25 protein-coding genes are annotated in these 24,639 nt (G+C 69.7%); 24 read left to right on the top strand and 1 reads right to left on the bottom strand.

The features are described from left to right. Nucleotides 1-88 precede the first annotated feature (88 nt). On the top strand, nt 89-1,666 hold the full coding sequence (locus RIN43_RS12575; RefSeq protein ID WP_309129263.1) for a Rieske 2Fe-2S domain-containing protein: 1,578 nt from the start codon (nt 89-91) through the stop codon (nt 1,664-1,666). A gap of 79 nt (nt 1,667-1,745) precedes the next feature. Here RIN43_RS12575 and RIN43_RS12570 read toward each other — a convergent pair whose 3' ends face one another. Then, nucleotides 1,746-2,339 (bottom strand): histidine phosphatase family protein, encoded by a 594-nt coding sequence (locus RIN43_RS12570; RefSeq protein WP_309129262.1) that lies wholly within the window; start codon nt 2,337-2,339, stop codon nt 1,746-1,748. A gap of 169 nt (nt 2,340-2,508) precedes the next feature. Between RIN43_RS12570 and pyrR the strand changes: the two genes are divergently transcribed. The 23 genes from pyrR (at nt 2,509) to trpA (ending at nt 24,632) form a co-directional block, all read left to right on the top strand. Next, complete coding sequence (gene pyrR / locus RIN43_RS12565) at nt 2,509-3,039, top strand: bifunctional pyr operon transcriptional regulator/uracil phosphoribosyltransferase PyrR (RefSeq protein WP_309129261.1); 531 nt, start codon at nt 2,509-2,511, stop codon at nt 3,037-3,039. Continuing rightward, nucleotides 3,036-3,998 (top strand): aspartate carbamoyltransferase catalytic subunit, encoded by a 963-nt coding sequence (locus tag RIN43_RS12560; protein ID WP_309129260.1) that lies wholly within the window; start codon nt 3,036-3,038, stop codon nt 3,996-3,998. The genes pyrR and RIN43_RS12560 overlap by 4 nt, the downstream gene beginning before the upstream one ends. Further along, nucleotides 3,995-5,317 (top strand): dihydroorotase, encoded by a 1,323-nt coding sequence (locus RIN43_RS12555; protein ID WP_309129259.1) that lies wholly within the window; start codon nt 3,995-3,997, stop codon nt 5,315-5,317. Before RIN43_RS12560 ends, RIN43_RS12555 begins: the two co-directional genes overlap by 4 nt. Further along, on the top strand, nt 5,314-5,820 hold the full coding sequence (locus RIN43_RS12550) for a hypothetical protein (protein WP_309129258.1): 507 nt from the start codon (nt 5,314-5,316) through the stop codon (nt 5,818-5,820). Before RIN43_RS12555 ends, RIN43_RS12550 begins: the two co-directional genes overlap by 4 nt. Continuing rightward, complete coding sequence (gene carA / locus RIN43_RS12545; RefSeq protein ID WP_309129257.1) at nt 5,817-6,989, top strand: glutamine-hydrolyzing carbamoyl-phosphate synthase small subunit; 1,173 nt, start codon at nt 5,817-5,819, stop codon at nt 6,987-6,989. The genes RIN43_RS12550 and carA overlap by 4 nt, the downstream gene beginning before the upstream one ends. Continuing rightward, a complete protein-coding gene (carB, locus tag RIN43_RS12540; RefSeq protein ID WP_309129256.1) occupies nt 6,989-10,276 on the top strand; it encodes a carbamoyl-phosphate synthase large subunit in 3,288 nt (1,095 codons plus the stop codon). The genes carA and carB overlap by 1 nt, the downstream gene beginning before the upstream one ends. After that, nucleotides 10,273-11,136 carry an orotidine-5'-phosphate decarboxylase gene (gene pyrF, locus RIN43_RS12535; RefSeq protein WP_309129255.1) on the top strand — a complete coding sequence of 288 codons (864 nt, stop codon included), beginning with the start codon at nt 10,273-10,275 and terminating at the stop codon, nt 11,134-11,136. Before carB ends, pyrF begins: the two co-directional genes overlap by 4 nt. Then, complete coding sequence (gene gmk, locus RIN43_RS12530) at nt 11,129-12,037, top strand: guanylate kinase (protein WP_309129254.1); 909 nt, start codon at nt 11,129-11,131, stop codon at nt 12,035-12,037. Before pyrF ends, gmk begins: the two co-directional genes overlap by 8 nt. Nucleotides 12,038-12,101: 64 nt before the next feature. After that, nucleotides 12,102-12,356 carry a DNA-directed RNA polymerase subunit omega gene (rpoZ, locus tag RIN43_RS12525; RefSeq protein WP_309129253.1) on the top strand — a complete coding sequence of 85 codons (255 nt, stop codon included), beginning with the start codon at nt 12,102-12,104 and terminating at the stop codon, nt 12,354-12,356. A 105-nt stretch (nt 12,357-12,461) separates the two neighbouring features. Next, a complete protein-coding gene (gene metK, locus RIN43_RS12520; protein ID WP_309129252.1) occupies nt 12,462-13,658 on the top strand; it encodes a methionine adenosyltransferase in 1,197 nt (398 codons plus the stop codon). A gap of 7 nt (nt 13,659-13,665) precedes the next feature. After that, nucleotides 13,666-15,612 (top strand): primosomal protein N', encoded by a 1,947-nt coding sequence (locus RIN43_RS12515; RefSeq protein ID WP_309129251.1) that lies wholly within the window; start codon nt 13,666-13,668, stop codon nt 15,610-15,612. Between the two features lie 24 nt (nt 15,613-15,636). Next, on the top strand, nt 15,637-16,569 hold the full coding sequence (fmt, locus tag RIN43_RS12510; protein WP_309129250.1) for a methionyl-tRNA formyltransferase: 933 nt from the start codon (nt 15,637-15,639) through the stop codon (nt 16,567-16,569). Further along, complete coding sequence (locus RIN43_RS12505) at nt 16,566-17,996, top strand: transcription antitermination factor NusB (RefSeq protein WP_309129249.1); 1,431 nt, start codon at nt 16,566-16,568, stop codon at nt 17,994-17,996. The genes fmt and RIN43_RS12505 overlap by 4 nt, the downstream gene beginning before the upstream one ends. Nucleotides 17,997-18,000: 4 nt before the next feature. Beyond that, a complete protein-coding gene (rpe, locus tag RIN43_RS12500) occupies nt 18,001-18,705 on the top strand; it encodes a ribulose-phosphate 3-epimerase (RefSeq protein WP_309129248.1) in 705 nt (234 codons plus the stop codon). Next, nucleotides 18,702-18,965, top strand: coding sequence for a phosphoribosyl-ATP diphosphatase (locus RIN43_RS12495; RefSeq protein WP_309129247.1), 264 nt, complete (start codon nt 18,702-18,704; stop codon nt 18,963-18,965). The genes rpe and RIN43_RS12495 overlap by 4 nt, the downstream gene beginning before the upstream one ends. Before the next feature lie 38 nt (nt 18,966-19,003). Continuing rightward, a complete protein-coding gene (gene hisG, locus RIN43_RS12490) occupies nt 19,004-19,846 on the top strand; it encodes an ATP phosphoribosyltransferase (RefSeq protein ID WP_309129246.1) in 843 nt (280 codons plus the stop codon). Next, nucleotides 19,846-20,607, top strand: a complete 762-nt coding sequence (gene hisF / locus RIN43_RS12485) for an imidazole glycerol phosphate synthase subunit HisF (RefSeq protein WP_309129245.1) — start codon at nt 19,846-19,848, stop codon at nt 20,605-20,607. The genes hisG and hisF overlap by 1 nt, the downstream gene beginning before the upstream one ends. Next, nucleotides 20,604-20,957, top strand: coding sequence for a phosphoribosyl-AMP cyclohydrolase (hisI, locus tag RIN43_RS12480; protein ID WP_309129244.1), 354 nt, complete (start codon nt 20,604-20,606; stop codon nt 20,955-20,957). Before hisF ends, hisI begins: the two co-directional genes overlap by 4 nt. Continuing rightward, nucleotides 20,954-21,544, top strand: a complete 591-nt coding sequence (locus tag RIN43_RS12475) for a Trp biosynthesis-associated membrane protein (protein WP_309129243.1) — start codon at nt 20,954-20,956, stop codon at nt 21,542-21,544. The genes hisI and RIN43_RS12475 overlap by 4 nt, the downstream gene beginning before the upstream one ends. A 43-nt stretch (nt 21,545-21,587) precedes the next feature. Continuing rightward, the gene (locus RIN43_RS12470; RefSeq protein WP_309129242.1) at nt 21,588-21,818 is read left to right on the top strand and encodes a DUF6704 family protein; all 231 of its coding nucleotides are present in this window, start codon (nt 21,588-21,590) and stop codon (nt 21,816-21,818) included. Then, nucleotides 21,818-22,627, top strand: coding sequence for an indole-3-glycerol phosphate synthase TrpC (gene trpC / locus RIN43_RS12465; protein WP_309129241.1), 810 nt, complete (start codon nt 21,818-21,820; stop codon nt 22,625-22,627). Before RIN43_RS12470 ends, trpC begins: the two co-directional genes overlap by 1 nt. Next, nucleotides 22,624-23,832, top strand: coding sequence for a tryptophan synthase subunit beta (trpB, locus tag RIN43_RS12460; RefSeq protein WP_309129240.1), 1,209 nt, complete (start codon nt 22,624-22,626; stop codon nt 23,830-23,832). Before trpC ends, trpB begins: the two co-directional genes overlap by 4 nt. Continuing rightward, entirely contained in the window at nt 23,829-24,632 is an 804-nt protein-coding gene (gene trpA / locus RIN43_RS12455; protein WP_309129239.1) for a tryptophan synthase subunit alpha, read from the top strand. Before trpB ends, trpA begins: the two co-directional genes overlap by 4 nt. Nucleotides 24,633-24,639: the final 7 nt, after the last annotated feature.

Here is a 24,639-nt window from a genome sequence, read left to right as displayed (position 1 = left end):
CCGCGCATCCGCGCATCCGTGGCGGCGTACCCGTCGCGCACAGCATCCCCTCGGTAGAATCGAGGCTGCTCACAGCAGGAGGAGAGACATGCGGATCACGGGACTCGGCCACGCGGGGATGTTCATCGAGACACGCGGCGGCAACATCATCTGCGATCCCGTGCTCGGCCCGTCCTTCTACGGCTCGTGGTTCCCGTTCCCCGACAATCGCGGGCTCGACTGGGAGCGCCTGGGTCGTGAAGCGGACTTCCTGTACATCTCGCACCGGCACCGCGACCACTTCGACCCGCGACTGCTCCAGAAGTACATCTCGAAGGACATCGAGGTGCTGCTGCCCGAGTACCCGATCGATGACCTCGAGCAGGACATACGAGCTCTGGGCTACAACAACATCACCTACGCGCCCGCCGGCGAGGTCATCGAGCGTGACGAGCTGAAGATCATGATCACGCCGCTGCGCGCACCGAGCGACGGGCCCATCGGAGACTCGTCCCTGAGCGTCGACGACGGCACGGCGTCGATCCTGAACCAGAACGACTCGCATCCGCTGGATCTGGAGAAGCTGCTCGCGTTCGGCAAGCCCGAGGCGTACTTCACCCAGGTGTCAGGGGCGATCTGGTGGCCGATGGTCTACGACCTGCCTCAGGACGCCAAGCAGACCTTCGCGCGCCTCAAGCGTGAGGCGCAGAACAAGCGAGCGATGTATTACATCGAGAAGGTGGACGCACCGCACGTGTTCCCGATGGCGGGGCCCCCGATGTTCCTGCGCGACGACCTGTTCGACTTCAATGGGACAGGCCGCGACGGCGACTCGATCTTCACCGATCAGAAGGAGTTCCTCGCCCATCTGAAGGAGCAGGCGCCCCAGTACGACGGGCAGCTGTTCATTCCAGGAACCGTGGTCGAGATGAGCAACGGCGAACTGTCGGTGACCCAATCGCTGTACACCCAGGCCGAGATCGACCACATCTTCGACGAGAAGTGGGACTATCTGGAAGAGCAGCGCGCCACCCGCCAGCAGGAGCTGCGCGATGAAGAGGCGTCACGCGCCGCGGTGCTGCCGCCGGCCGAGATGCTCGAGGCGCTGAAGACCTGGTGGGAGCCGCTGCTGAAGAAGTCGCGCACCATCCGCCTCGGTGTGGGCGGCCCCGTACGCATGACCATCGGCGAACTCGATCTCGTCGTCGACTTCCCGAAGGCCAAGGTGCGGGAGTTCGCCGGGGAGGACGTGGAGTTCTGGTACACGATCCCCGCCGACCTGGTCTCGACGAACATCCGCGATCATGAGATCGACTGGTCGAACTCCATCTTCCTGTCGATGCAGTTCACCGCCGGCCGCAAGGGCAAGTTCAACGAGTTCATCTACACGTTCTTCAAGTGCCTGTCCGTCGACCGGATCGAGTACGTCGAGAACTGGTATCAGGAGCAGACCGACCAGACCGAGGATGCCGAGATCGGCGACTGGGTCGTACAACGCCGGTGCCCCCACCTGCGCGCGGATCTGACCCGCACCGGGAAGATCGACGAGGACGGCGTGCTCACCTGCAGCATGCACGACTGGAAGTGGGATCTGAAGACCGGCCGCTGCCTGTCGACGAGCGGTCACCCGATCCGGGCGAAGAAGGTCGATGAGGTCACCGACGAGGCGCTGCGTCCCGCCGTCTGAGGCGGAACTGCCGTCGATACGTCACCGAGAGCAGGACGAAACGCAAGAACAGGACCGTTTCTCGTGATTCGTCCTGTTTTCAGCGAATCTCCTGTCCTGGGGCGGCCCCGCCCAGCGTCTCCGCTGCCCGGTCCATGACGGCCGGCGGACGCTCCGCGCCGAGTTCGACGACCGCCGGCAGCCCCAGCGCCTCCCAGAACGCGGCAGCCGGCGCGCCAGGCGCGACAAGTCCCCGCGCCACCATCCACGCGGTCAGCACCATCCCGTGGGTTCCGACGACGAGATGCTCGGCAGGGTGAGCGAGCAGCCCTTCGTGAAAGCGGCGGGCGGCGGCATCCGGATGCTCCCACCCCTCGTGCCGTGAATCGAGCACGCCGGTCACCCACGCCCGGCGCGCCTCCCGGAAGCCGTCGTGCACGGCCTCCACGCGGTCGACTTCGCGGAATCGCGCGTCCACCGCGACTTCGTCGGTCGCGACGCCCCGTGCGAGCGCGACCGTCTGCAGGGCCTTCAGCTCCGGACTTGACACGGCGACGGCATCCGTCGCCAGATGCAGAGCGGATGCCGCGGCGGCGCCCTCCGCGCTCAGCGACCACGCAGCGGGGTCGACGGCAACATCGACGACCGGCATGGCGTGGCGCACCAGCGTGATGCGACGGGGGAGCGACGGCATCCCGCCAGGCTAGCGGCCCGGTCCCCGCGGCAGCCGGCGGCCGACCCGCCGCCGGCCCCATGCGCTCGACGCACCTGCCGCATGCACGGAGCGTCCGCTGGACTCGCTAGACTGGTACCCATCACCACCTTTAACACCGTCCGGAGAGGCGGAGAAGGGACGTGGCCACTTGACTGCGCGTACTGTGCTCCAGGAAGCCGACATCGCGCGTGCTCTCACGCGCGTCGCCCATGAGATCCTCGAATCCAACCGTGGTGCTGAAGGCCTCGTGCTGCTCGGCATCCCGACGCGAGGCGTCACGCTCGCCGATCGGCTCGGACCGATCATCGAAGGCATCGCAGGGCAGCCGATACCCGTCGGGTCACTCGACGTCACGCTGTTCCGCGATGATCTGGCGAAGCACCCTACCCGCGCCCCCAAGCGCACCGAGATCCCCGACGGCGGAATCGACGGCAAGACCGTCGTACTCGTCGACGACGTGCTCTTCTCCGGGCGCAGCATCCGCGCCGCGCTCGACGCGATCGGATCGATCGGCCGCCCGTCCGCGGTGCGACTCGCGATCCTCATCGACCGAGGTCACCGCGAGTTGCCCATCCGTCCCGACTTCGTCGGCAAGAACATCCCGTCAGCGCGCACCGAGCGCGTCAACGTTCACCTGCGTGAACTCGACGGCGTGGACGAGGTGACGATCGAAGCATGAGGCACCTGCTCGACACCCGCACCCTCGACCACCGCACCGCGCTGCAGATCCTCGACGTGGCCGAGGACATGGCCGACACCCAGTCCCGTCAGGTCAAGAAGCTGCCGACCCTGCTGGGCAAGACGGTCGTCAACCTCTTCTTCGAGGACTCCACCCGCACCCGCATCTCGTTCGAGGCGGCCGCGAAGCGGCTCTCCGCCGACGTGATCAACTTCGCAGCCAAGGGCTCGAGCGTCTCCAAGGGGGAGAGCCTGAAGGACACCGCCCAGACGCTGCAGGCGATGGGCGCGGATGCCGTCGTCGTGCGTCACTCCGCATCAGGCGCGCCGCAGACTCTCGCGACCAGCGGGTGGATCTCGGCTGGCGTGGTGAACGCCGGAGACGGCACGCACGAACACCCCACGCAGGCCCTGCTCGACGCCTTCACCATCCGCAAGCGCCGCTACGGTGCCGACAGCCGCGGACGCGACCTGACCGGGCTGCGTGTCGTGGTGGTCGGCGACGTGCTGCACTCCAGGGTCGCGCGCTCCAACGTCTGGCTGCTGACCACGCTGGGGGCCGAGGTGACGCTGGTCACCCCGCCGACCCTCATCCCGCAGAACGTCACGCAGTGGCCGGTGCGGGTGCTGTACGACCTCGACCGCGCCCTGGCTGACGAGCCGGACGCGGTGATGATGCTGCGCATCCAGGGTGAGCGCATGCACGCCGCGTACTTCCCCAACGAACGGGAGTACACCCGGCTGTGGGGGCTGGACGCGCTGCGCGTGTCGCGCCTGCCGGAGCCGACCATCGTGATGCATCCCGGACCCATGAACCGGGGGCTGGAGATTTCGACGGAAGCCGCCGACTCGCCCCGCTCGACAGTGCTCGAGCAGGTCGCGAACGGCGTCTCCGTGCGCATGGCCGTGCTCTACCTGCTGCTTGCGGGGGAGCGAGAAGTACGTGAGGAAGTGCAGTGAGCGAGAACCTCGTCATCAAGGGCGCGCGGTCAGCCGCGGGCGAGACCATCGACCTGGTCGTCGAGCACGGCGTGATCGCCGAGGTCGGAGCCGGACTCAGTCGCGCAGGGGCTCGCGTCATCGACGCCGACGGGCTGCTCGCGCTGCCAGGACTCGTCGATCTGCACACGCACCTGCGCGAGCCGGGCTTCGAAGCCTCCGAGACGGTGCTCACAGGCACCCGCGCTGCCGCGGCGGGCGGCTTCACGGCGGTCTTCGCCATGCCGAACACCTCGCCGGTGGCCGACACCGCCGGCGTCGTGGAACAGGAGCTCGCCCTGGGAGACGCCGCGGGATACGCCACGGTGCAGCCCATCGGAGCCGTCACCGTCGGTCAGAAGGGCGAGCGGCTCGCGGAGCTCGGCGCGATGGCCGCCTCGCGTGCCCGCGTGCGGGTGTTCAGCGACGACGGCTTCTGCGTCTGGGATCCGCTGATCATGCGACGTGCGCTCGAGTATGTGAAGGCCTTCGACGGCGTCATCGCGCAGCACGCGCAGGATCCCCGCCTCACCGAAGGCGCGCAGATGAACGAGGGCGCGGTCTCGGCCGAGCTGGGGCTCACCGGCTGGCCCGCCGTCGCGGAGGAGTCGATCATCGCCCGCGACGTGCTGCTCGCTGAGCACGTCGGCTCCCGCCTGCACGTGTGCCATCTGTCGACCGCGGGGTCGGTCGACATCATCCGATGGGCCAAGAAGCGAGGCATCGCCGTGACGGCGGAGGTCACCCCCCACCACCTCCTCCTGACCGACGAGCTGGTGCGAGGTTACGACGCCCGCTACAAGGTGAATCCGCCGCTGCGCCGCGAGGAGGACGTGCTCGCGGTGCGTGAGGGCCTCGCCGACGGCACGATCGACATCGTCGCCACCGACCACGCTCCGCACCCGGCCGAGAACAAGTCGTGCGAGTGGCAGGCCGCCGCGAACGGCATGGTCGGTCTCGAGAGCGCCCTGCGGGTCGTGCATCAGTCGATGGTCGCGACAGGTCTGATGGGCTGGGACGACGTGGCGCGGGTGATGAGCGCTGCGCCCGCCCGCATCGGTCGCCTCGAGGGCTTCGGACACATCGGAGCAGGAGCGCCCGCGCACGTCACCCTCTACGACCCGAGCGCGCAGGGCGTCTTCACTGAGGCCGACCTGCACGGGCGGAGCGCCAACTCGCCGTACCTGGGGCGCGAACTGCCGGGTCGGGTCGAGTGGACGATCCACGGCGGCACCGTCACGCTGGAGAACGGCGAACTGGCCGACCTCTTCCCAGGCACTGCGGGGAGCACCGCGAAATGACCCGCGAGATCGCCGCCCTCATCATCGGCGCCGTGGCGCTGCTCGTGCTGCTCTCCATGCTCTTCGCCTGGCGAGCGCGACTGCGCCGGGACTCCGGGCTCAGCGCGCCGCTCGGCGTGCCTGAGCATGCCGAGGTCACCTCGCGGCACCCGGTGCTCTACGTCGCCACCACCAAGCACGACCAGCCGCTGGAGCGGCTCGCCATCCGCCCCCTGGCCTATCGGGCGCGCGGCGAACTCGTCCTCACCGACCGCGGTGTGGCACTCAGCCTGGATGGCTCGCCGACGGTCTTCCTGGCATCGTCCAGGCTCCTCACCGCCGACGCCGCGACGGTCGCGATGAATCGCGTCGTCGAGCCGAACGGACTCATCCGCCTCGTCTGGCGCGAACCGTCCGGCATCGTCGTCGACTCCTTCCTGCGGCTCACCTCGGGCGAGCCTCACCAGATCCTGCCGGAGCTCGAGCGCCTCAGCTCCGCCCCTGAGAACGGAACACCAGCATGAACCACACGCCCACGAAAGCTCACACCCTGCCCCAGCCGGCCGTGCTCGTCCTCGAGGACGGCACCAGGCACCGCGGACGTGCGTACGGGGCGCTGGGCACGACCCTCGGCGAGGTGGTGTTCGCCACCGGGATGTCGGGCTATCAGGAGACCCTCACTGATCCGTCGTACGCGGGCCAGATCGTGCTGCAGACGGCACCCCACATCGGCAACACCGGCATGAACGACGAGGACACCGAATCGCGGCGCGTCTGGGTAGCCGGGTACATCGTCCGCGACCCGTCGCGCGTCGTGTCGAACTGGAGGGCGAACGCTTCACTCGATGACACGCTCACGCGCGACGGCATCGTCGGCATCAGCGGGATCGACACGCGCGCGGTGACCCGTCACATCCGTTCGGCCGGCTCCATGCGCGGCGGCATCTTCTCAGGACCCGATGCCGCACTGGAGCCCGAGGAGCAGCTGCGTATCGTCACCGAGGCGCCGCAGATGGCAGGCCAGAACCTGTCGGCGCAGGTGTCGGTCGAGGTCGCGGCCATCACACCCGCAGCGGGGGACCGCATCGGAAACCTCGCCGTACTCGACCTCGGCGTCAAGCAGGCGACCATCGACAACCTCGCCGCCCGCGGTTTCGAGGTGCACGTCCTGCCGCAGACGGCGACCATCGAGGAGATCAAGGCGATCGATCCCGTCGCCGTGTTCTACTCCAACGGACCGGGAGACCCCGCCGCCTCCGACGGGCATGTGGCGCTGCTGCGCGAGGTGCTCGACGAGAAGCTGCCGTTCTTCGGCATCTGCTTCGGCAATCAGCTTTTCGGCCGTGCGCTCGGCCTCGGCACGTACAAGCTGCCCTTTGGGCACAGGGGCATCAACCAGCCGGTGCTCGACAAGGCGACAGGGCGCGTCGAGATCACCGCGCACAACCATGGCTTCGCCGTGGACGCCCCGCTCGACGAGACCTTCGACAGCCCGGCGGGTTACGGCCGGGTCGAGGTCAGCCACATCGGGCTCAACGACCGTGTCGTCGAAGGTCTGCGCGCGCTCGACATCCCGGCGTTCTCGGTGCAGTACCACCCCGAGGCGGCCGCAGGACCGCACGACGCCAACTACCTCTTCGACCGTTTCCGCGACGTCGTCGTCGCACACCTCGCACAGAAGGACACCAAGTAATGCCCAAGCGCGACGACATCAACTCCGTTCTCGTCATCGGCTCCGGACCGATCGTCATCGGCCAGGCCTGCGAGTTCGACTACTCCGGAACCCAGGCCTGTCGCGTGCTGCGCGAGGAGGGTGTCAGGGTCATCCTCGTCAACTCCAATCCGGCGACCATCATGACCGACCCCGACTTCGCCGACGCCACCTACATCGAGCCGATCACCCCCGAGGTCATCGAGACGATCATCGCCAAGGAGAAGCCGGATGCCATCCTGCCGACGCTCGGTGGCCAGACCGCTCTCAACGCCGCCATGGCGCTGCACTCGCAGGGCATCCTCGACAAGTACGGCGTTGAGCTCATCGGCGCCAAGGTCGAGGCGATCCAGAAGGGCGAGGACCGTCAGATCTTCAAGGAGCTCGTGATCGAGGCGGGCGCGGATGTCGCGGCATCCGTGATCTGCCACAGCATGGACGAGCTCCTCGCCGGTGCCGAGAAGCTCGGCTACCCGCTCGTGGTGCGTCCCAGCTTCACCATGGGCGGACTCGGCTCAGGGTTCGCGTACGACGAGCAGGATCTGCGCCGCATCGGCGGTGCCGGCCTGCACGATTCGCCCACCAGCGAGGTGCTCCTGGAGGAGTCGATCCTCGGGTGGAAGGAGTACGAGCTCGAGCTCATGCGCGACACCGCCGACAACACCGTCGTGGTCTGCTCGATCGAGAACGTCGATCCGGTCGGCGTGCACACCGGTGACTCCATCACCGTCGCGCCCGCGCTGACGCTCACCGACCGCGAGTACCAGAAGCTGCGCGACATCGGCATCGACATCATCCGCGCCGTCGGGGTCGACACCGGCGGCTGCAACATCCAGTTCGCGGTGAACCCCGAGAACGGGCGCATCATCGTCATCGAGATGAACCCGCGCGTCTCGCGTTCGTCGGCACTGGCCTCGAAGGCGACCGGCTTCCCGATCGCGAAGCTCGCCGCCAAGCTCGCGCTCGGCTACCGGCTCGACGAGATCCCCAACGACATCACCGGGGTCACCCCGGCGAGCTTCGAGCCCACGCTCGACTACGTCGTCGTGAAGGTGCCGCGGTTCGCCTTCGAGAAGTTCCCGGCCGCGGACGCGACCCTCACCACCACCATGAAATCGGTGGGTGAGGCGATGGCGATCGGCCGCAATTACGCCACGGCGCTGCAGAAGGCGCTGCGCTCGCTCGAGAAGCGCGGTTCGAGTTTCCACTGGGGCGAGGAGACCCGCACCGTCGACGAGCTGCTCGAGATCGCGAAGACGCCCACCGACGGCCGCATCGTCACGCTGCAGCAGGCCCTGCGCAAGGGCGCGACGATCGAGCAGGCGTTCGACGCGACAGCGATCGACCCCTGGTTCCTCGACCAGATCGTTCTGATCAACGAGGTCGCGGAGGTCGTGCGCACCGCGGACGAGCTCGACGCCGACGTCATCCGCTACGCGAAGGAGCACGGCTTCTCGGATGCGCAGATCGCGCAGCTTCGCGGGATCTCCGAGCCCGAGGCGAGCGGCATCCGGCGCGAGCTCGACATCCGCCCCGTGTACAAGACCGTCGACACCTGCGCGGGGGAGTTCCCCGCGCTGACGCCGTACCACTACTCGAGCTATGACAGCGAGACCGAGGTCGCGCCTTCCGAGCGAACGAAGGTCGTCATCATCGGCTCAGGCCCCAACCGCATCGGCCAGGGCGTGGAGTTCGATTACTCGTGCGTGCACGCATCATTCGCACTGTCGGATGCCGGCTATGAGACCGTCATGGTCAACTGCAACCCGGAGACCGTCTCGACCGACTACGACACGTCGGACCGGCTGTACTTCGAGCCGCTCACTCTGGAGGACGTGCTGGAGGTGCTGCACGCCGAATCGCAGAGCGGCACCATCCTCGGCGTCGTGTGCCAGCTTGGCGGGCAGACCCCGCTCGGCCTGGCGAAGGGCATCGAGGCCGCCGGCTACACGGTGCTCGGAACCAGCCCCGCGGCGATCGATCTGGCCGAGGAGCGCGAACTGTTCTCGCGCCTCCTGGATGAAGCCGGTCTCGTCGCGCCGCGCAACGGCACCGCGATCGACGTCGAGGGCGCTGTGCGCATCGCGGAGGAGATCGGCTACCCGGTTCTCGTCCGCCCCAGTTTCGTGCTCGGCGGGCGCGGCATGGAGATCGTGTACAGCACCCCTGCGCTGCGCGACTACTTCGTGCGCACCGCAGGCGAGGTGATCATCGAACAGGGCAAGCCGCTGCTGGTCGACCGGTTCCTCGACGACGCCATCGAGCTCGACGTCGACGCGCTGTACGACGGCACCGACCTGTTCATCGGCGGTGTCATGGAGCATCTCGAGGAGGCCGGCATCCACTCCGGCGACTCCAGCTGCACCCTTCCGCCGGTCTCGCTCGGACGCACCGACGTCGACCGGGTTCGCGAGGCGACGCTCGCCATCGCCGAGGGTGTGGGCGTGCGTGGACTGCTGAACGTGCAGTTCGCGATCAGCGCCGGCGTGCTCTACGTGATCGAGGCCAACCCTCGTGCAAGCCGCACCGTGCCGTTCGTCTCGAAGGCACTCGGCATCCCGATGGCGAAGGCCGCCAGCCGCATCATGGCGGGCGCGACGATCGCCGAACTGCGCGCGGAGGGGATGCTGCCCGAGCAGGACGGCTCGCGCGTGCCTCTCGACGCACCCGTCGCCGTGAAGGAGGCGGTGCTGCCGTTCAAGCGGTTCCGCACCGCGGACGGCAAGACCGTCGACTCCGTGCTCGGCCCCGAGATGCGCTCGACCGGCGAGGTCATGGGGATCGACCGCGACTTCCCGACCGCGTTCGCCAAGAGCCAGGCCGCGGCGTACGGCGGCATGCCCACGTCGGGCACCGTGTTCATCTCGGTGGCGGATGCCGACAAGCGCGCGGTCATCCTGCCGGCCCATCGGCTGCAGCAGCTCGGGTTCACGCTGGTGGCCACCGAGGGCACCGCTGAGATCCTGCGCCGCAACGGGATCGACGCCGCCGTGGTGTCGAAATTCAGCGAGACGCGCGACTCGGGGGAGCGCAACATCGTCGATCTGATCAACGACGGCGAGATCGACATGATCGTGAACACGCCGAGCGGCGGCGCGGCACGGGCAGACGGCTATGAGATCCGTGCGGCCGCGGTCGCCGCGGACAAGGCGCTGTTCACCACTATCGCGACCCTCGGAGCGGCGGTGACGGGCATGGATGCCGCAGGCACCGGATTCGCCGTGCGCAGTCTGCAGGAGTACGAACTCGACCGGAAGGCCGCGGTGTGACGACATCCTTCGGGCAGCGGCTGCGCGCCGCGATGGACGAGCACGGTCCGCTGTGCGTGGGGATCGATCCCCACGCGGCGCTGCTCGAGCAGTGGGGTCTCGGCCAGGATGCAGGAGGGGTGCGCTCGTTCGGCCTGGCTGTCGTCGAGGCCGCGGCAGGACGCGCGGGGATCGTCAAGCCGCAGGTGTCGTTCTTCGAGCGCTTCGGCTCGCGGGGGTTCGCCGCCCTCGAGGACGTGCTGGCGGCCGCACGCGGTGCGGGGCTGATCGTGATCGCGGACGCCAAGCGCGGTGACATCGGCTCCACGATGGCCGGCTACACCTCCGCATGGCTCGGGTCGGGCTCCCCGTTGGAGGCGGATGCCGTGACCGTCAGCCCGTACCTCGGGCCCGATTCGCTGCGTGACACCCTCACCTCCGCGGTGCGGGCGCAGAAGGGCGTGTTCGTGCTCGCCGCGACCAGCAACCCCGAGGCCGCCGCTCTTCAGACCGCGCGGACGGTCGACGTCGCCGCGACGGAGGGGCAGACGGTCGCTCAGCGCGTCGCGCGCGATGTGACCTGGGTGAACGGCTCTGCGGCCTTCGACGGCGGTCTCGGCCCGGTCGGGCTGGTCATCGGCGCGACCGTCGACCGGCTGGAGATGGGCCTGGACGACGACGTGCTCACCGGTACGCCGATCCTCGCGCCGGGATTCGGCGCGCAGGGCGCGACGCCGGAGGATCTGCTCGTGCGCTTCGGCGCCGCCGCCCGCAACGTGCTGGCGAGCGAGAGCCGCAGCATCCTCACCGCCGGACCGGACCGGATCGCGGTTACGATCGACGAACGGGCCGCACGCTATCGGGAGGTGCTGGGTGGCTGAAACACGGGTTGTCCCCGAGGTCGATCGTGTGGCGGCTGCTCACCGCGCTCTGCAGAGACGTCGCGCGCGGGCGTCCCTCAAGCGCGACCTGACGACGCGTGTGGTCACGCCACAGGAGGTGCTGCGCCGCGCGACCACCGACCACGACTCGGATGCTGCGACGATGCGGGTCACCGACTTCCTCATGGCGCTGCCGGCGATCGGTGCGGGCAAGCGCGACCGGATCCTCGAGGAGCTCGCCATCTCGCCGGTCAAGCGGCTCGGGGGGCTCGGGGTCCGGCAGCTGGAGGCGCTGTCGTCGTGGCTCGACCGCCGTTTCCCCGTGGCCAAGCCCCGCGCCGGCCGCAGCCGACTGCTCGTGCTCGCCGGCCCGACGGCCGTCGGCAAGGGCACCGTGGCGGCCCACATCCGCTCGCAGCGCCCCGAGATCCACCTCTCCGTGTCGGCGACCACCCGTGCCCCGCGTCCGGGGGAGGTCGACGGCGTCCACTACTATTTCGTCGACGACGCCGAGTTCGACAGGCTCATCGCCGACGACCAGCTGCTCGAGCACGCGGTCGTGCACAACAGGCACCGGTACGGCACGCCGCGCGGACCTGTCGACGCGGCGCTGGCCGAGGGCAGGACCGTCCTGCTCGAGATCGACCTGCAGGGAGCGCGGCAGGTGCGTGCGGCCGAGCCGTCGGCGACGCTGGTCTTCCTGCTCCCGCCTTCGTGGGACGAGCTGGTGCAGCGACTCGTCGGCCGGGGAACCGAGGACGCTGAGGAGAGGTCACGCCGACTGCGCACGGCGAGGGTCGAACTCGCCGCACAGAACGAGTTCGATTACCGCGTCGTGAACGCCGACGTCGCCACCGCCGCCCGCGAGGTCGTAGAATTGTCTTCTGTCGCCGCGCGCTGAGTGCTTCGCGCGCCCGAACACACCGACTTAGCGACGATCCCGTCGCCTGATCAGGAGGTCCACCATGGCCGGAACCAACCAGGGCATCATCGATCCGCCGATCGACAACCTGCTCGACCGCGTCGAGTCGAAGTACGAGCTCGTGATCTACGCGTCGAAGCGCGCCCGCCAGATCAACGACTATTACTCCGATCTGCACGAGGGCAACCTGTTCGACAACGTCGGCCCGCTCGTCGATTCCTCCGTCGAGGACAAGCCGCTCACCATCGCGCTGCACGAGATCAACGAAGACAAGCTTCGCATCCGTCACGCCGAGTGACACCCGCACCGTGAGCCGCCGACGTCCGACAACGGATGTCGGCGGCTTCCTGCACACTGGCGTCGAGCCCACCGGCTCCGCCTGAACCCGACCGTTGGAGCATCGATGAGCGCGCTGCGCCTGTTCACGTCCGAGTCCGTCACCGAAGGCCACCCCGACAAGATCTGCGACCAGATCTCGGACAGCATCCTCGACGGTCTGCTCGCCGTCGATCGAGGTTCGCGGGTCGCCGTCGAAACGCTCGTGACCACCGGTCTGGTCCACGTCGCGGGAGAGATCCGCACCGAAGGGTACGTCGACATCCCCACCATCGTGCGCGACGTCGTCAACGGCATCGGGTACACGTCCAGCGACACAGGCTTCGACGGCTCCTCCTGCGGCGTGAGCGTGTCGGTGGGGGAGCAGTCTTCAGACATCGCGCACGGCGTGGATCTGGCGCAGGAGCAGCGCGACGGCGGCTCGACCGACCCGCGCGACGAGCTCGGCGCCGGCGACCAGGGCATCATGTTCGGCTTCGCGACCAACGAGACCCCCCAGCTCATGCCGATGGCGGCGTGGACCGCCCACCGGATCGCCGAGCGCCTCACGGAGGTGCGGCGCTCCGGCGAACTCGCGTTCCTGCGCCCTGACGGCAAGACGCAGGTGACGCTCGGCTACGACGGATTCACTCCGAAGACCGTGGATGCCGTGGTGCTGTCGACGCAGCATCACCCCGACGTCTCGCAGGACGAGCTCAAGGAGCTCGTGCGCGAGAAGGTCATCGGGCCGGTGCTCGCACAGACCGGTCTGGACCTCGCGGATGACCTGAAGTACTACATCAACCCCGCCGGCCCCTTCGTCACGGGCGGTCCGAAGGGTGATGCCGGGCTGACGGGACGCAAGATCATCATCGATACGTACGGCGGGGCCGCGCGCCACGGCGGCGGTGCGTTCAGCGGCAAGGACCCGTCGAAGGTCGATCGCTCCGGCGCCTACGCGATGCGCTGGGTGGCCAAGAACGTCGTCGCCGCCGGGCTCGCCGACCGCGCTGAGGTGCAGGTCGCGTATGCGATCGGGGTCGCCAGGCCCGTCGGCCTCTACGTCGAGACGTTCGGGACCGGACGCGTGTCGGAGGAGACGATCACCCAGGCGATCACCGAGGTCTTCGACCTGCGACCGCAGGCGATCATCGAGGAGCTCGACCTGCTGCGCCCGATCTACGCCCAGACCGCCGCGTACGGCCACTTCGGTCGCGATCTGCCCGACTTCACGTGGGAGCGCACGGACCGCGCCGAGGACCTGCGCCGCGCAGCCGGGCTCTGAGGCGGACATGACCGCCGGGGGCCGGCGCATCGCGCGTGTGCTCATCGACTCGCCACTGCCGCAGTTGGACCGCCTGTTCGACTACGTGCTTCCTGAAGCGTTCGGAGAGGTGCCCAGCGGTGTGCGTGTCAAAGCACCGCTGCGCACGGCGGGACGCGTGATCGACGGCTACATCGTCGAGATCGACGAGGAGCAGGACGCCGCGCGCACGCTCTCCGAGATCGAGGCGGTGGTGTCGAGCGTGCAGGTGCTGCCGGACAGGCTGTACCGCCTCGCGCGCAGGACCGCCGACCGCGCGGCCGGCGCCGCGTCGGACATCCTGCGACTGGTGATCCCCAAAAGGCAGGTAAGGGTCGAGAAGGCCTGGCGTGCCGTCGAGGCGGCACCGCGACCCGATGCCGCGTCGGTCGGTTCGGCTCGCGGGGTGCTCGCGCAGTACGGCGGCCTGCTCGAGCAGCTGGACGAGGGCGGCCGCGCCGCCGTGGAAGCAGTGCCGGGTCTGGACGCGGGGCTGCCGCACTGGACGCACCTGCTGGCCTCCGCCGCCACGACGATGCTCGCCGAGGGGCGCTCCAGCATCCTCGCGGTGCCGGACTACCGCGATCAGGAGCTGCTGCTGACCGCTCTGCAGCGGCTGCTGCCCGCCGACGCGCTCGTGCGCCTCGATGCCCGCCAGCCCAATCCCGATCGGTATCGGGCGTTCCTGCGCACTCTCGACGCCGCGCCATGCGTCGTGATCGGCAACCGCTCGGCCGTCTACTCGCCGGTGAACGCCGGCCTGATCGCGCTCTGGGACGACGGGGATCCTCTCCTCGCCGAGCCTCTGGCGCCGTACGTGCACGCCCGCGACGCCGCCCTGGTGCGGCAGGAGCAGGAGGGCAGCGCGCTGCTGCTGGTCGGTCACACTCGCACCAGCGAGACCGAGCGACTCGTGCAACATGGGTGGCTGACCGACGTCACCGCCGCCAGACGCACCCTGCCGAGGGTGTTGCTGAGCACTCCGCAGGAGCTCGAGCACACAACTCAGCGCGTGCCGTCGAGCGCTTTCGCAGCAGCCCGCGCGGCGGCGATGGAGGGCCCCGTCCTGGTGCAGGTGGCACGGCCGGGGTTCGCGCCGACGCTGGTGTGCGCGCAGTGCAGGAATCCTGCACGCTGCGCGCACTGCGGCGGACCTCTCGGCGCGCGTCGCCGCGGCGCCGTCCCGGTGTGCGGCTGGTGCGGCCGGTCGGCGAACTCGTGGCACTGCGGGGAGTGCTCGTCGACGCAGGTGCGTCTCGCCTCGTCGGGCACTGAACGCACAGCCGACGAGCTGGGACGGGCGTTCCCCGGCGTCAGGGTGATCGTCTCGGACGGAGCGCACCCTCTGCAGCACGTCGATGACAAGCCGGCGCTCGTCGTCGCCACACGCGGCGCGGAGCCCCTGGCAGGGGGCGGCTACAGGGCGGTGATCCTGCTCGACGGCGCGCGGATGTTGCAGGCGCCGGAGCTGCGCATCGGCGAGTCCTGCCTGCGCTGGTGGTCGAACGCGGCGGCCCTCGCGGCGCCGGGCGCCCCCGTGCACCTCGTCGGCGTGAACGGTCCGGTCGCGAAGGCGCTCGCGACATGGAGCCACTCCGCGTACGCGCGAGGCGAGCTGGACGCACGCGCTCCGCTGCACATGCCGCCGACCGCGCGCGTCGCTCAGGTCGAGGGGATTCCGGCATCCGTGAGGCGCGCGCTGGACGCCCTCAAGCCGCTCGGCATTGCGGGGGACGCGGTGCTCGGCCCTGTTCCTCTTGACGGCGATGATGGGCGCGTCAGGGCCCTCGTGCGCTTCGGCTATGCGCAGGGCAACGCTGTGGCTGCGGCGCTGCGCGCCGAGGTCGTGGCGGATGCCGCGCAGAGCCGGAGGGGCAGGGGACGTCCCCGTGTGTCGCTCTCGGTGCATCTGGATATCCTCGAACCAGACATCTGACACCCGACCTTCCGGAGTACCTTCATGCGCCTCGTCTTCGCCGGGACCCCCGCCGTCGCGGTGCCCACTTTGCGCGCCCTCACCGCCGCGCACGAGGTCGCCGCGGTCGTCACCCGACCCGACGCGCCGCTCGGACGCAAGCGGGTGCTCACGCCCTCCCCGGTGGCCGCCGCCGCGGAAGAGCTCGGACTGCCCGTCATCAAGGCCACGCGCCTCGACGACGACGCTGCAGCGCGCATCACCGCGCTGCGTGCCGAGCTGGGCGTCATCGTCGCCTACGGAGGCCTGGTGCGCGAACCGCTTCTCTCTGCTCCGGCGCACGGCTGGATCAACCTGCACTTCTCCCTGCTGCCGCGATGGCGCGGCGCCGCACCAGTGCAGCGTGCGCTCATAGCCGGCGACACCGAGACGGGTGTCAGCGTCTTCCAGCTGGTGCCAGCGCTGGACGCCGGTGATCTGTTCGCCTCCAGGGTGGTAGAGGTTCCGTCGCACGCCACCGCGGACGACGTGCTCGAGAGACTCGCGGTGGAAGGCGCGGCGGTGACGCGGGACGTCGTCGCCGGCATCGCGGAAGGTACGGCGGTCGCCGCCCCGCAGGAGGGCGAGCCGACGCTCGCTCCCAAGCTCACCCTGCAGGACGGCCTTCTCGACTGGAGTCGGCCGCTCGCGGAGGTCTTCGCCCGGTTCCGCGGCGCCACTCCCGAACCCGGAGCCCACACCACGGTCGGCGGTGAACGGCTGAAAGTGCTCGCCGCGGCCCCGTCGGAGGCGAGCCCTCTCGAGCCCGGTCACGTTCGCGTCGACAGGAAGGCCCTGCTGGTCGGCACGGCCACATCTCCGCTCGCGGTGACCCGCGTGCAGCCGGCAGGCAGGGGAGCGATGGCGGCGACCGACTGGTGGCGCGGCCTGCGCGCCGGCGATACCGTCGTGCTCGGAGCCGGGAAGGACGAGGCATGAGTTCGCACGGGGCGCCGCGCGACGGCCGGCGCGCGGACGGCGATGCGCGGCCCGCGTCGCGCTCGCGTAAGGTGCAGGCAGCGCGCTGGGTGGCGTACGACGTGCTCAGGGCCGTCTCCGCATCGGACGCCTACGCGAACCTGCTGCTGCCGACACTGATCGGGGAGGCGGGGCTGGGGGCGCAGGACGCCGCCCTCGCGACCGAGCTGACCTACGGGACCCTGCGCCGTAGGGGCAGCTACGACGCGGTGATCGCTGTCGCGGCAGGCCGCCCCGTCGACCAGATCGACCCCGCGGTGCTCGACGCTCTGCGCCTGGGCGCGCATCAGCTGCTGGCCACCCGCGTCGCCCCGCACGCAGCCGTGAACGAGGCGGTGAACCTGGTCGCATCCGAGGTCGGAAGAGGGGCATCGGGCTTCGCGAACGCCGTGCTCCGCCGCATCGGCAGGGACACTCCCGAGGTGTGGCAGCAGCGGATCGAGCAGACCGCCCGGTCCGACGATGAGAGGCTCGCGCTGCGCACCGCGCACCCGGTGTGGGTCATCCGCGCCCTGCGACGCTCCCTGGCCGCCGAGGGACGCGCCGATGAGCTCGACGCCCTCCTCGAGGCCGACAACGTCTCGCCGGAGGTCACCCTGGTCGCGTTGCCCGGGCTCGCCGAGCGTGGAGACCCCGCGCGTCCCTATGCACCCACCGCGTTCGCGTCGCCGGGCGGTGATCCTCGTCAGGTGCTCGCTCGCGCCGGGGGCGCTGTGCGCGTCCAGGACGAGGGTTCGCAGCTGGTGGCGCTCGCCCTCGCTTCCGCCGCGCCGGTGCGGCAGGGGGAGCGGTGGCTGGATCTGTGCGCGGGGCCGGGCGGCAAGACCGCACTGCTCGGCGCCCTCGCTCACGGGGGCGGCGCCCAGCTCGAGGCGAACGAGCTCGTGCAGGCACGAGCGGGGCTGGTCCGCAATGCCGTGCGTCCGCTGCCCATCGATGTGCCCGTGCACGAGCAGGACGGTCGCGCGTTCGCCGCGCAGCATCCCGGCGCATACGACCGCATCCTCGTCGACGCGCCGTGCACCGGTCTCGGTGCCCTGCGCCGCCGCCCCGAGGCCCGCTGGCGTAAGTCTCCCTCGGACGTCGCCGAGCTCGTCGAGCTGCAGACCCAGCTGCTGGACTCCGCCGTCGACGCGCTCGCACCGGGCGGCATCGTCGCCTACGTCACGTGCTCGCCGCACCTCGCCGAGACGAACGGGGTGGTGGAGGAGGTGCTGCGTCGCCGCGGCGACCTCGTGGAGCTCGACGCCAAGGCTGTCGTCGACGAGGTGGCCGTCTCGCCGATCGACCTGGCAGGCGACGGCGGACGCGTGCAGCTCTGGCCGCACCGTCATGGCACCGACGCCATGTTCCTGGCGCTGCTGCAGCGCCGCACGACGGAAGGATGACACCATGAACGGCTCCGTGAACCGCGTCGCAGGGCTGCCCGAGGCGCCGCGCATCAATCCCAGCATCCTGGCCGCCGACTTCGTGAACATGCAGTCCGAGCTGGCACGCATCGTGACGGCGGACTTCGCCCACATCGACGTGATGGACAACCACTTCGTGCCGAACCTGACCTTCGGCCCGCAGATGGTCGAGCGGATCCAGGAGACCAGTCACATCCCGCTCGACGTGCACCTCATGATCACCGACCCCGACCGGTGGGCACCGGGATATGCGGAGCTGGGCGCGGCCAGCGTCACCTTCCATCTCGAGGCGGCGGCCGATCCGGTGGCGCTGGCACGGCGGCTTCGGGGCATCGGGGCCCGCGCGGGAGTCGCAATCAAGCCGGGGACCGCGGGGGAGGCGCTGTACGGCATCCTCGACGAGTTCGACCAGATCCTGGTGATGACGGTGGAGCCCGGTTTCGGGGGGCAGGGCTTCATGCCCGAGACCATGCCGAAGCTGCGCGCACTGCGTGACGAGGCCCGTCGCCGCGGTTCGGACGTCTGGCTGCAGGTCGACGGGGGAATCTCCGACGCCACCATCGCCCAGGCGGCCCAGGCCGGCGCCGACACGTTCGTCGCCGGGTCCGCCGTCTACGGCGCGGACGACGTGGCGGCGGCCGTCACCCGGCTCCGGGAGCGCGCGAGAGCGGCTAGCCTGGAATCGTGAAGACATTCGACGAGCTGTTCGCCGAACTCGAGGAGACCGCGCGCACCCGCCCCGAGGGGTCGGGGACCGTGGCGCAGCTGGACCGCGGCGTGCACGCGATCGGCAAGAAGATCGTCGAAGAGGCCGCCGAGGTGTGGATGGCCGCCGAGTACGAGTCAAATGAGAATGCCGCCGAGGAGATTTCGCAGCTGCTCTACCACCTGCAGGTGATGATGCTCGCCAAGGGTCTGAGCCTGGAGGACGTCTACCGACATCTGTGACGCGTCCCGTCCCAGACCGCTCGATCCGAAAGACCCTCATGCTCCGCATCGCCGTTCCGAACAAGGGCTCGCTCTCAGAGACCGCCGCCGACATGCTCGCGGAGGCCGGCTACTCCGGTCGACGCGATGCCAAGACCCTGCACGTCGTCGACGCCGACAACGACGTCGAGTTCTTCTACCTCCGCCCGCGCGACATCGCCACCTACGTCGCCTCGGGCGCCCTCGACGTCGGCATCACCGGACGCGATCTGCTGCGCGATGTGCGACAGGAGGACGCCCGTGAGATCGAGCAGCTCGGTTTCGCGCGCTCGACCTTCCGCTTCGCGGGTCCTCCCGGGCGGTTCGGCTCGATCGAAGAGCTGCACGGCGTGCGCGTCGCCTCGGCCTACCCGGGCCTGGTCGACGACTTCCTGCGCGAGCACGGCGTTCATGCCGAGCTGGTCCCGCTCGATGGCGCCGTGGAGTCGGCCGTGCGCCTCGGCGTCGCCGACGTGATCGCCGACGTCGTCGAGACCGGCACCACGCTGCGCCAGGCGGGGCTGGAGATCTTCGGACCGGTGATCATCGAGTCGGAGGCGGTGCTGATCAGCCGCCCCGGCGACCCCGAGGGCACCGACACGCTGCTGCGCCGGTTGCGCGGCGTCATGGTCGCGCGTCAGTACGTGCTGCTCGACTACGATCTCCCGGCCGAACTCGTCGACGAGGCCGTGAAGATCTCACCAGGACGCGAGTCCGCGACGATCTCACCGCTGCGCGACGCCGGCTGGGTGGCGGTGCGGGTGATGATCCCGCGCCGCGGCATGAACCGGGTGATGGACGACCTGTACGCGCTCGGCGCGCGGGCCATCCTCGTCACCGAGATCCACGCGGCGAGGCTCTGATGGCACTCGCGGCCCGCGTCATCCCCTGTCTCGACGTCGCCGCCGGGCGCGTGGTGAAGGGCGTGAACTTCAAGGACCTGCGCGACATGGGCGACCCCGTCGAACTGGCCTCGCACTATGCGGCGCAGGGCGCCGACGAGATCACGTTCCTCGATGTCACCGCGACGGTCGACGCCAGAGCCACAACCTACGATGTCGTGCAGCGCACCGCCGAGCAGGTGTTCGTGCCGTTGACCGTCGGCGGCGGAGTGCGTGGCGTCGACGACGTCGCTCGGCTGCTTTCGGTCGGTGCCGACAAGGTCGGCGTGAACTCCGCCGCCATCGCACGGCCATCGCTCATCGACGAGATCGCCGACCGGTTCGGCGCTCAGGTGCTCGTGCTGTCACTCGACGTCAAGCGCGCGAGCGGCACCGATTCGGGTTTCGTCGTGACCACCCACGGCGGGCGCACTGAGACGACGCTGGACGCGCTGGACTGGGCGCGCGAGGCGATCGCCCGCGGTGCGGGCGAGCTGCTGGTCAACTCGATCGACGCGGACGGCACGAAGGACGGATTCGACCTCGAGCTCGTGCAGCTCATGCGGGAGGTGTCGTCGGTCCCCGTGATCGCCTCCGGAGGTGCCGGCGCCGTCGAGCACTTCGCCCCGGCCATCGACGCCGGCGCGGATGCCGTGCTCGCCGCCAGCGTCTTCCACAGCGGACAGCTCACCGTCGGCGACGTGAAGGATGCCCTGCGCGACGCCGGGGTGGTGGTGCGATGAGCACCCTCGACGACGACATCGCACGGGTCGCCTGGAACGCCGACGGCCTCGCGCCGGTAGTGGTGCAGCAGTTCGACACGCGCGAGGTGCTCATGCTCGCGTGGATGGATGCCGAGGCGCTGCGTCGTACGCTCAGCGGAGGGCGGGCTGTGTACTGGTCGCGCTCACGGCAGGAGTACTGGCGCAAGGGCGACACCTCGGGCAACACGCAGGAGGTGCACGGCGTCTCCGTCGACTGCGACGGCGACACGATCCTGCTCGCCGTCGACCAGCACGGCGCAGCGTGTCACACCGGCACCCGAACCTGTTTCGACGGCCGGGAGCTGACCCTGCAGGCCGGCGAGTCATGAGGATGCTCCGGAGGGCGCGGAGCATCGCCGTGCTGGGCTTTCTGCTCGCCGGCGGAGTGGGGATCATCTCCTCGACTCAGACCTGGCTGACCGTGCACCGCTCCGACGCCGGCGACCCGCTCGCCGTGCCGGGTGCCGACGCCATCGCGCTGCTCGCTCCGCTGTCGCTGGCCGCACTGGCTCTCGGCGCCGCGCTCGCGATTGCGGGTGTCGTGCTGCGGTACGTCATCGCCGCGCTGGGCGCGGGGGCAGCACTCGTCCTGACGATCGGTACGATCCCCCTGCTCGCCGACCCGCCGCTCTCGGCGGTCGCCTCGACCGTCACGGAGGCGACCGGGCTCGCCGGCGAGCGAACCGTCGAAGGCATCGTCGACCGGATCGAGCCCTCGACCTGGCCCGTGGTCGCCGTGATCTGCTGGCTGGTGCTGTTTTTGGCATCCGTCTTCGTGCTGACCACAGCGCGCCGCTGGAAGGCCGGCGCGCGCCGCTACCGGGCCGCGAGCGCGACACACGACCACACCAGCGGCCCCCTGGATCCGGTCGACTCCTGGGACGAGCTGTCCCACGGCGCCGACCCGACGAACTGACCCCGATAGACTGAACCCGACGCTGAGCTTCCTGGAGGAGAACATGGCCAACCCGATCGCCGACCCCGGACACGGACACTCGCCTGCTGCCTGGACGGCCGTTGTGATCATGCTGATCGGCTTCACGGCCGGCACCGTGTTCTTCTGCCTCGAGCAGCCGGTGCTCGTGTGGATCTCGGCTGCCGTCGTCGTGGTCGGCGCCATCGTGGGCGTGGTGCTCGCGAAGGCCGGCTACGGAGTGAAGGGCCCGAAGTACTCGCCGAAGGCGCACTGATGGTCCTCGCCGACCTGACGGCCGGCGCTGTCGAAGACGCCGAACGACGGGCGCTGACCCGCCCTCTGGCCGACGTGGAGCGCGACGCGCTCTCCCGCCCCGCGGCGCGAGACGCACTCGCGGCGCTCGCACCCGCAGACCGGGTTAAGATCATCGCCGAGGTCAAGCGGGCGAGTCCGTCGCGAGGCGCCCTCGCCGAGATCCCCGATCCCGCGCTGCAGGCCTCGCTGTACGAGCAGGGCGGAGCGTCCGCGATCAGCGTGCTGACAGAGGAGCGCCGTTTCGGCGGCAGTCTGGCCGATCTCGAGGCCGTCACCGCCCGAGTCGACGTGCCGGTGCTGCGCAAGGACTTCATCGCCACGCCGTACCAGGTGTTCGAGGCACGGGCGGCGGGAGCGGATCTCGCCCTGCTGATCGTCGCCGGCCTGGAGCCACGCGTGCTGGCGGAACTGCACGCCCTGATCCTGCAGCTGGGAATGACGCCCCTGGTCGAGACCCACTCCGCCGAGGAGCTGGAACTGGCGGTCGACCTGGGTGCCACGCTGATCGGCGTGAACGCCCGGAACCTGAAGACACTCGAACTCGACCGCGATCTGTTCGCGACGCTGTCGGACCGCATCCCCGACAGCGCGATCCGCATCGCCGAGTCGGCCGTGCTCGCCCCCGAGGACGTGCGTCGCTACCGCGAAGCCGGAGCCGACGTGGTCCTCATCGGCGAGGCGCTGGTCACGGGAGACCCGGTGACCACCCTGCACGGCTTCCTCGAAGCAGGCTCGACCCCGGTGCGAGCACGGAAGGAATCGAAGTGAGTCTTCGCGACCAGCACGGGCCGTTCTTCGGCGACTTCGGCGGCCGTTACATGCCGGAATCACTGATCGCAGCGATCGACGAGCTCACGGCCGCATACGAGGACGCGATCGCTGACCCGGCGTTCCGCTCCGAGCTCGCGAGCCTGCTGCACTCCTACGCCGGGCGCCCGTCTCCGATCACCGAGGTGCCTCGCTTCGCCGAGCACGCCGGTGGCGCGCGCGTCTTCCTCAAGCGTGAGGACCTCAATCACACGGGGTCGCACAAGATCAACAACGTGCTCGGGCAGGCACTGCTCACCAAACGCCTCGGCAAGACCCGCGTGATCGCTGAGACCGGAGCGGGTCAGCACGGCGTCGCCACCGCCACCGCGGCCGCGCTGTTCGGGCTCGACTGCACGATCTACATGGGCGAGGTGGACACCGAGCGGCAGGCGCTGAATGTCGCGCGCATGCGACTGCTGGGTGCTGAGGTCGTCGCGGTGACGACGGGGTCGCGCACCCTGAAGGACGCCATCAACGACGCCTACCGCGACTGGGTCGCGGCCGTCGAGACCACCAACTACATCTTCGGCACCGCGGCGGGTCCGCATCCGTTCCCCGCCATGGTGCGCGACTTCCAGAAGATCATCGGAGAGGAGGCCCGCGAGCAGCTGCTCGCCGAGGCCGGGCGCCTCCCGGATGCAGTCGTGGCCTGCGTCGGCGGAGGGTCCAACGCCATCGGCATGTTCGACGCCTTCCTCGACGACGACGCGGTGAAGCTATACGGCGTCGAGGCCGCCGGCGACGGTGTCGACACTCCGAGGCACGCGGCGTCGATCGAGCGCGGTCGGCCCGGCGTGCTGCACGGAGCACGGACCTACGTGCTGCAGGACGAAGACGGTCAGACCACCGAGTCGCACTCGATCTCCGCGGGCCTGGACTATCCCGGGGTCGGCCCTGAGCACTCCTGGCTGGCCGACATCGGTCGCGCCGAGTACGTCCCGGCCACCGACGACGAGGCCATGCAGGCGCTGCGCCTGCTCAGCCGCACCGAGGGCATCATTCCCGCGATCGAGTCGGCGCACGCCCTCGCAGGGGCCGTGCGCCTCGGCCGCGAGCTCGGCCCTGAGGGCATCATCGCCGTGTGCCTCTCGGGCCGTGGAGACAAGGACATGGACACCGCTGCCCGCTACTTCCACCTGTACGACGAGGAGAACGCCGGATGACGCGCGTCGAGGCCGCGATCGCTCGCGCGCAGTCCGAAGGTCGCGGCGCGTTCATCGGCTATCTTCCCGTCGGGTTCCCCGACCTCGAGACCAGCATCCAGGCCGCCGTCACCCTCGCGCGCAACGGCGTGGACATCATCGAGCTCGGCCCGCCGTACTCCGACCCGGTGATGGACGGCGCCATCATCCAGGAGGCCACCAAGCAGGCACTCGCGAACGGGTTCCGGATGCGCGATCTCTTCACCGCGGTGAAGGCGATCAGCGACCAGGTCGACGTCCCCGTCGTGGTGATGACCTACTGGAATCCCGTACTGCAGTACGGCGTGGACCGCTACGCGGACGACCTGCTCGCCGCGGGCGGCGCAGGCCTCATCACACCCGACATCACGCCGGAAGCTGCGGGGGAGTGGATCGCCGCCAGCGAGCGCACCGGACTCGACCGCATCTTCCTGGCGGCACCGACCTCGACCGATGAGCGCCTCGACCTGGTGATCTCCTCGTCGACCGGGTTCGTCTACACGGTCTCGACGATGGGCATCACCGGCGAGCGAACCGCGCTCGATCAGGCGGCGCGCACACTGGTCGACCGCCTTCGCGCCAGGGGAGCGGCTCGCGCCTGCGTCGGCATCGGCATCTCGACCGCCGAGCAGATCGCAGGGGTCATCGACTACGCCGATGGCGCGATCGTCGGCACCGCGCTCGTCCGGGCGCTCCGCGACGGCGGCCTCGATCGCCTCGCCGAAACCACCCGAGCACTCGCCGGCGGCACGCCGTCGGCGCGATTCGACACAGGAAACTAGACTCACT

Origin of the sequence: Microbacterium sp. (assembly GCF_031178445.1) — a bacterium.
Taxonomy (GTDB): domain Bacteria; phylum Actinomycetota; class Actinomycetes; order Actinomycetales; family Microbacteriaceae; genus Microbacterium.
The sequence above is the reverse complement of the archived record's forward strand: the minus strand, read 5'-3'. Positions and strand labels throughout refer to the sequence as shown.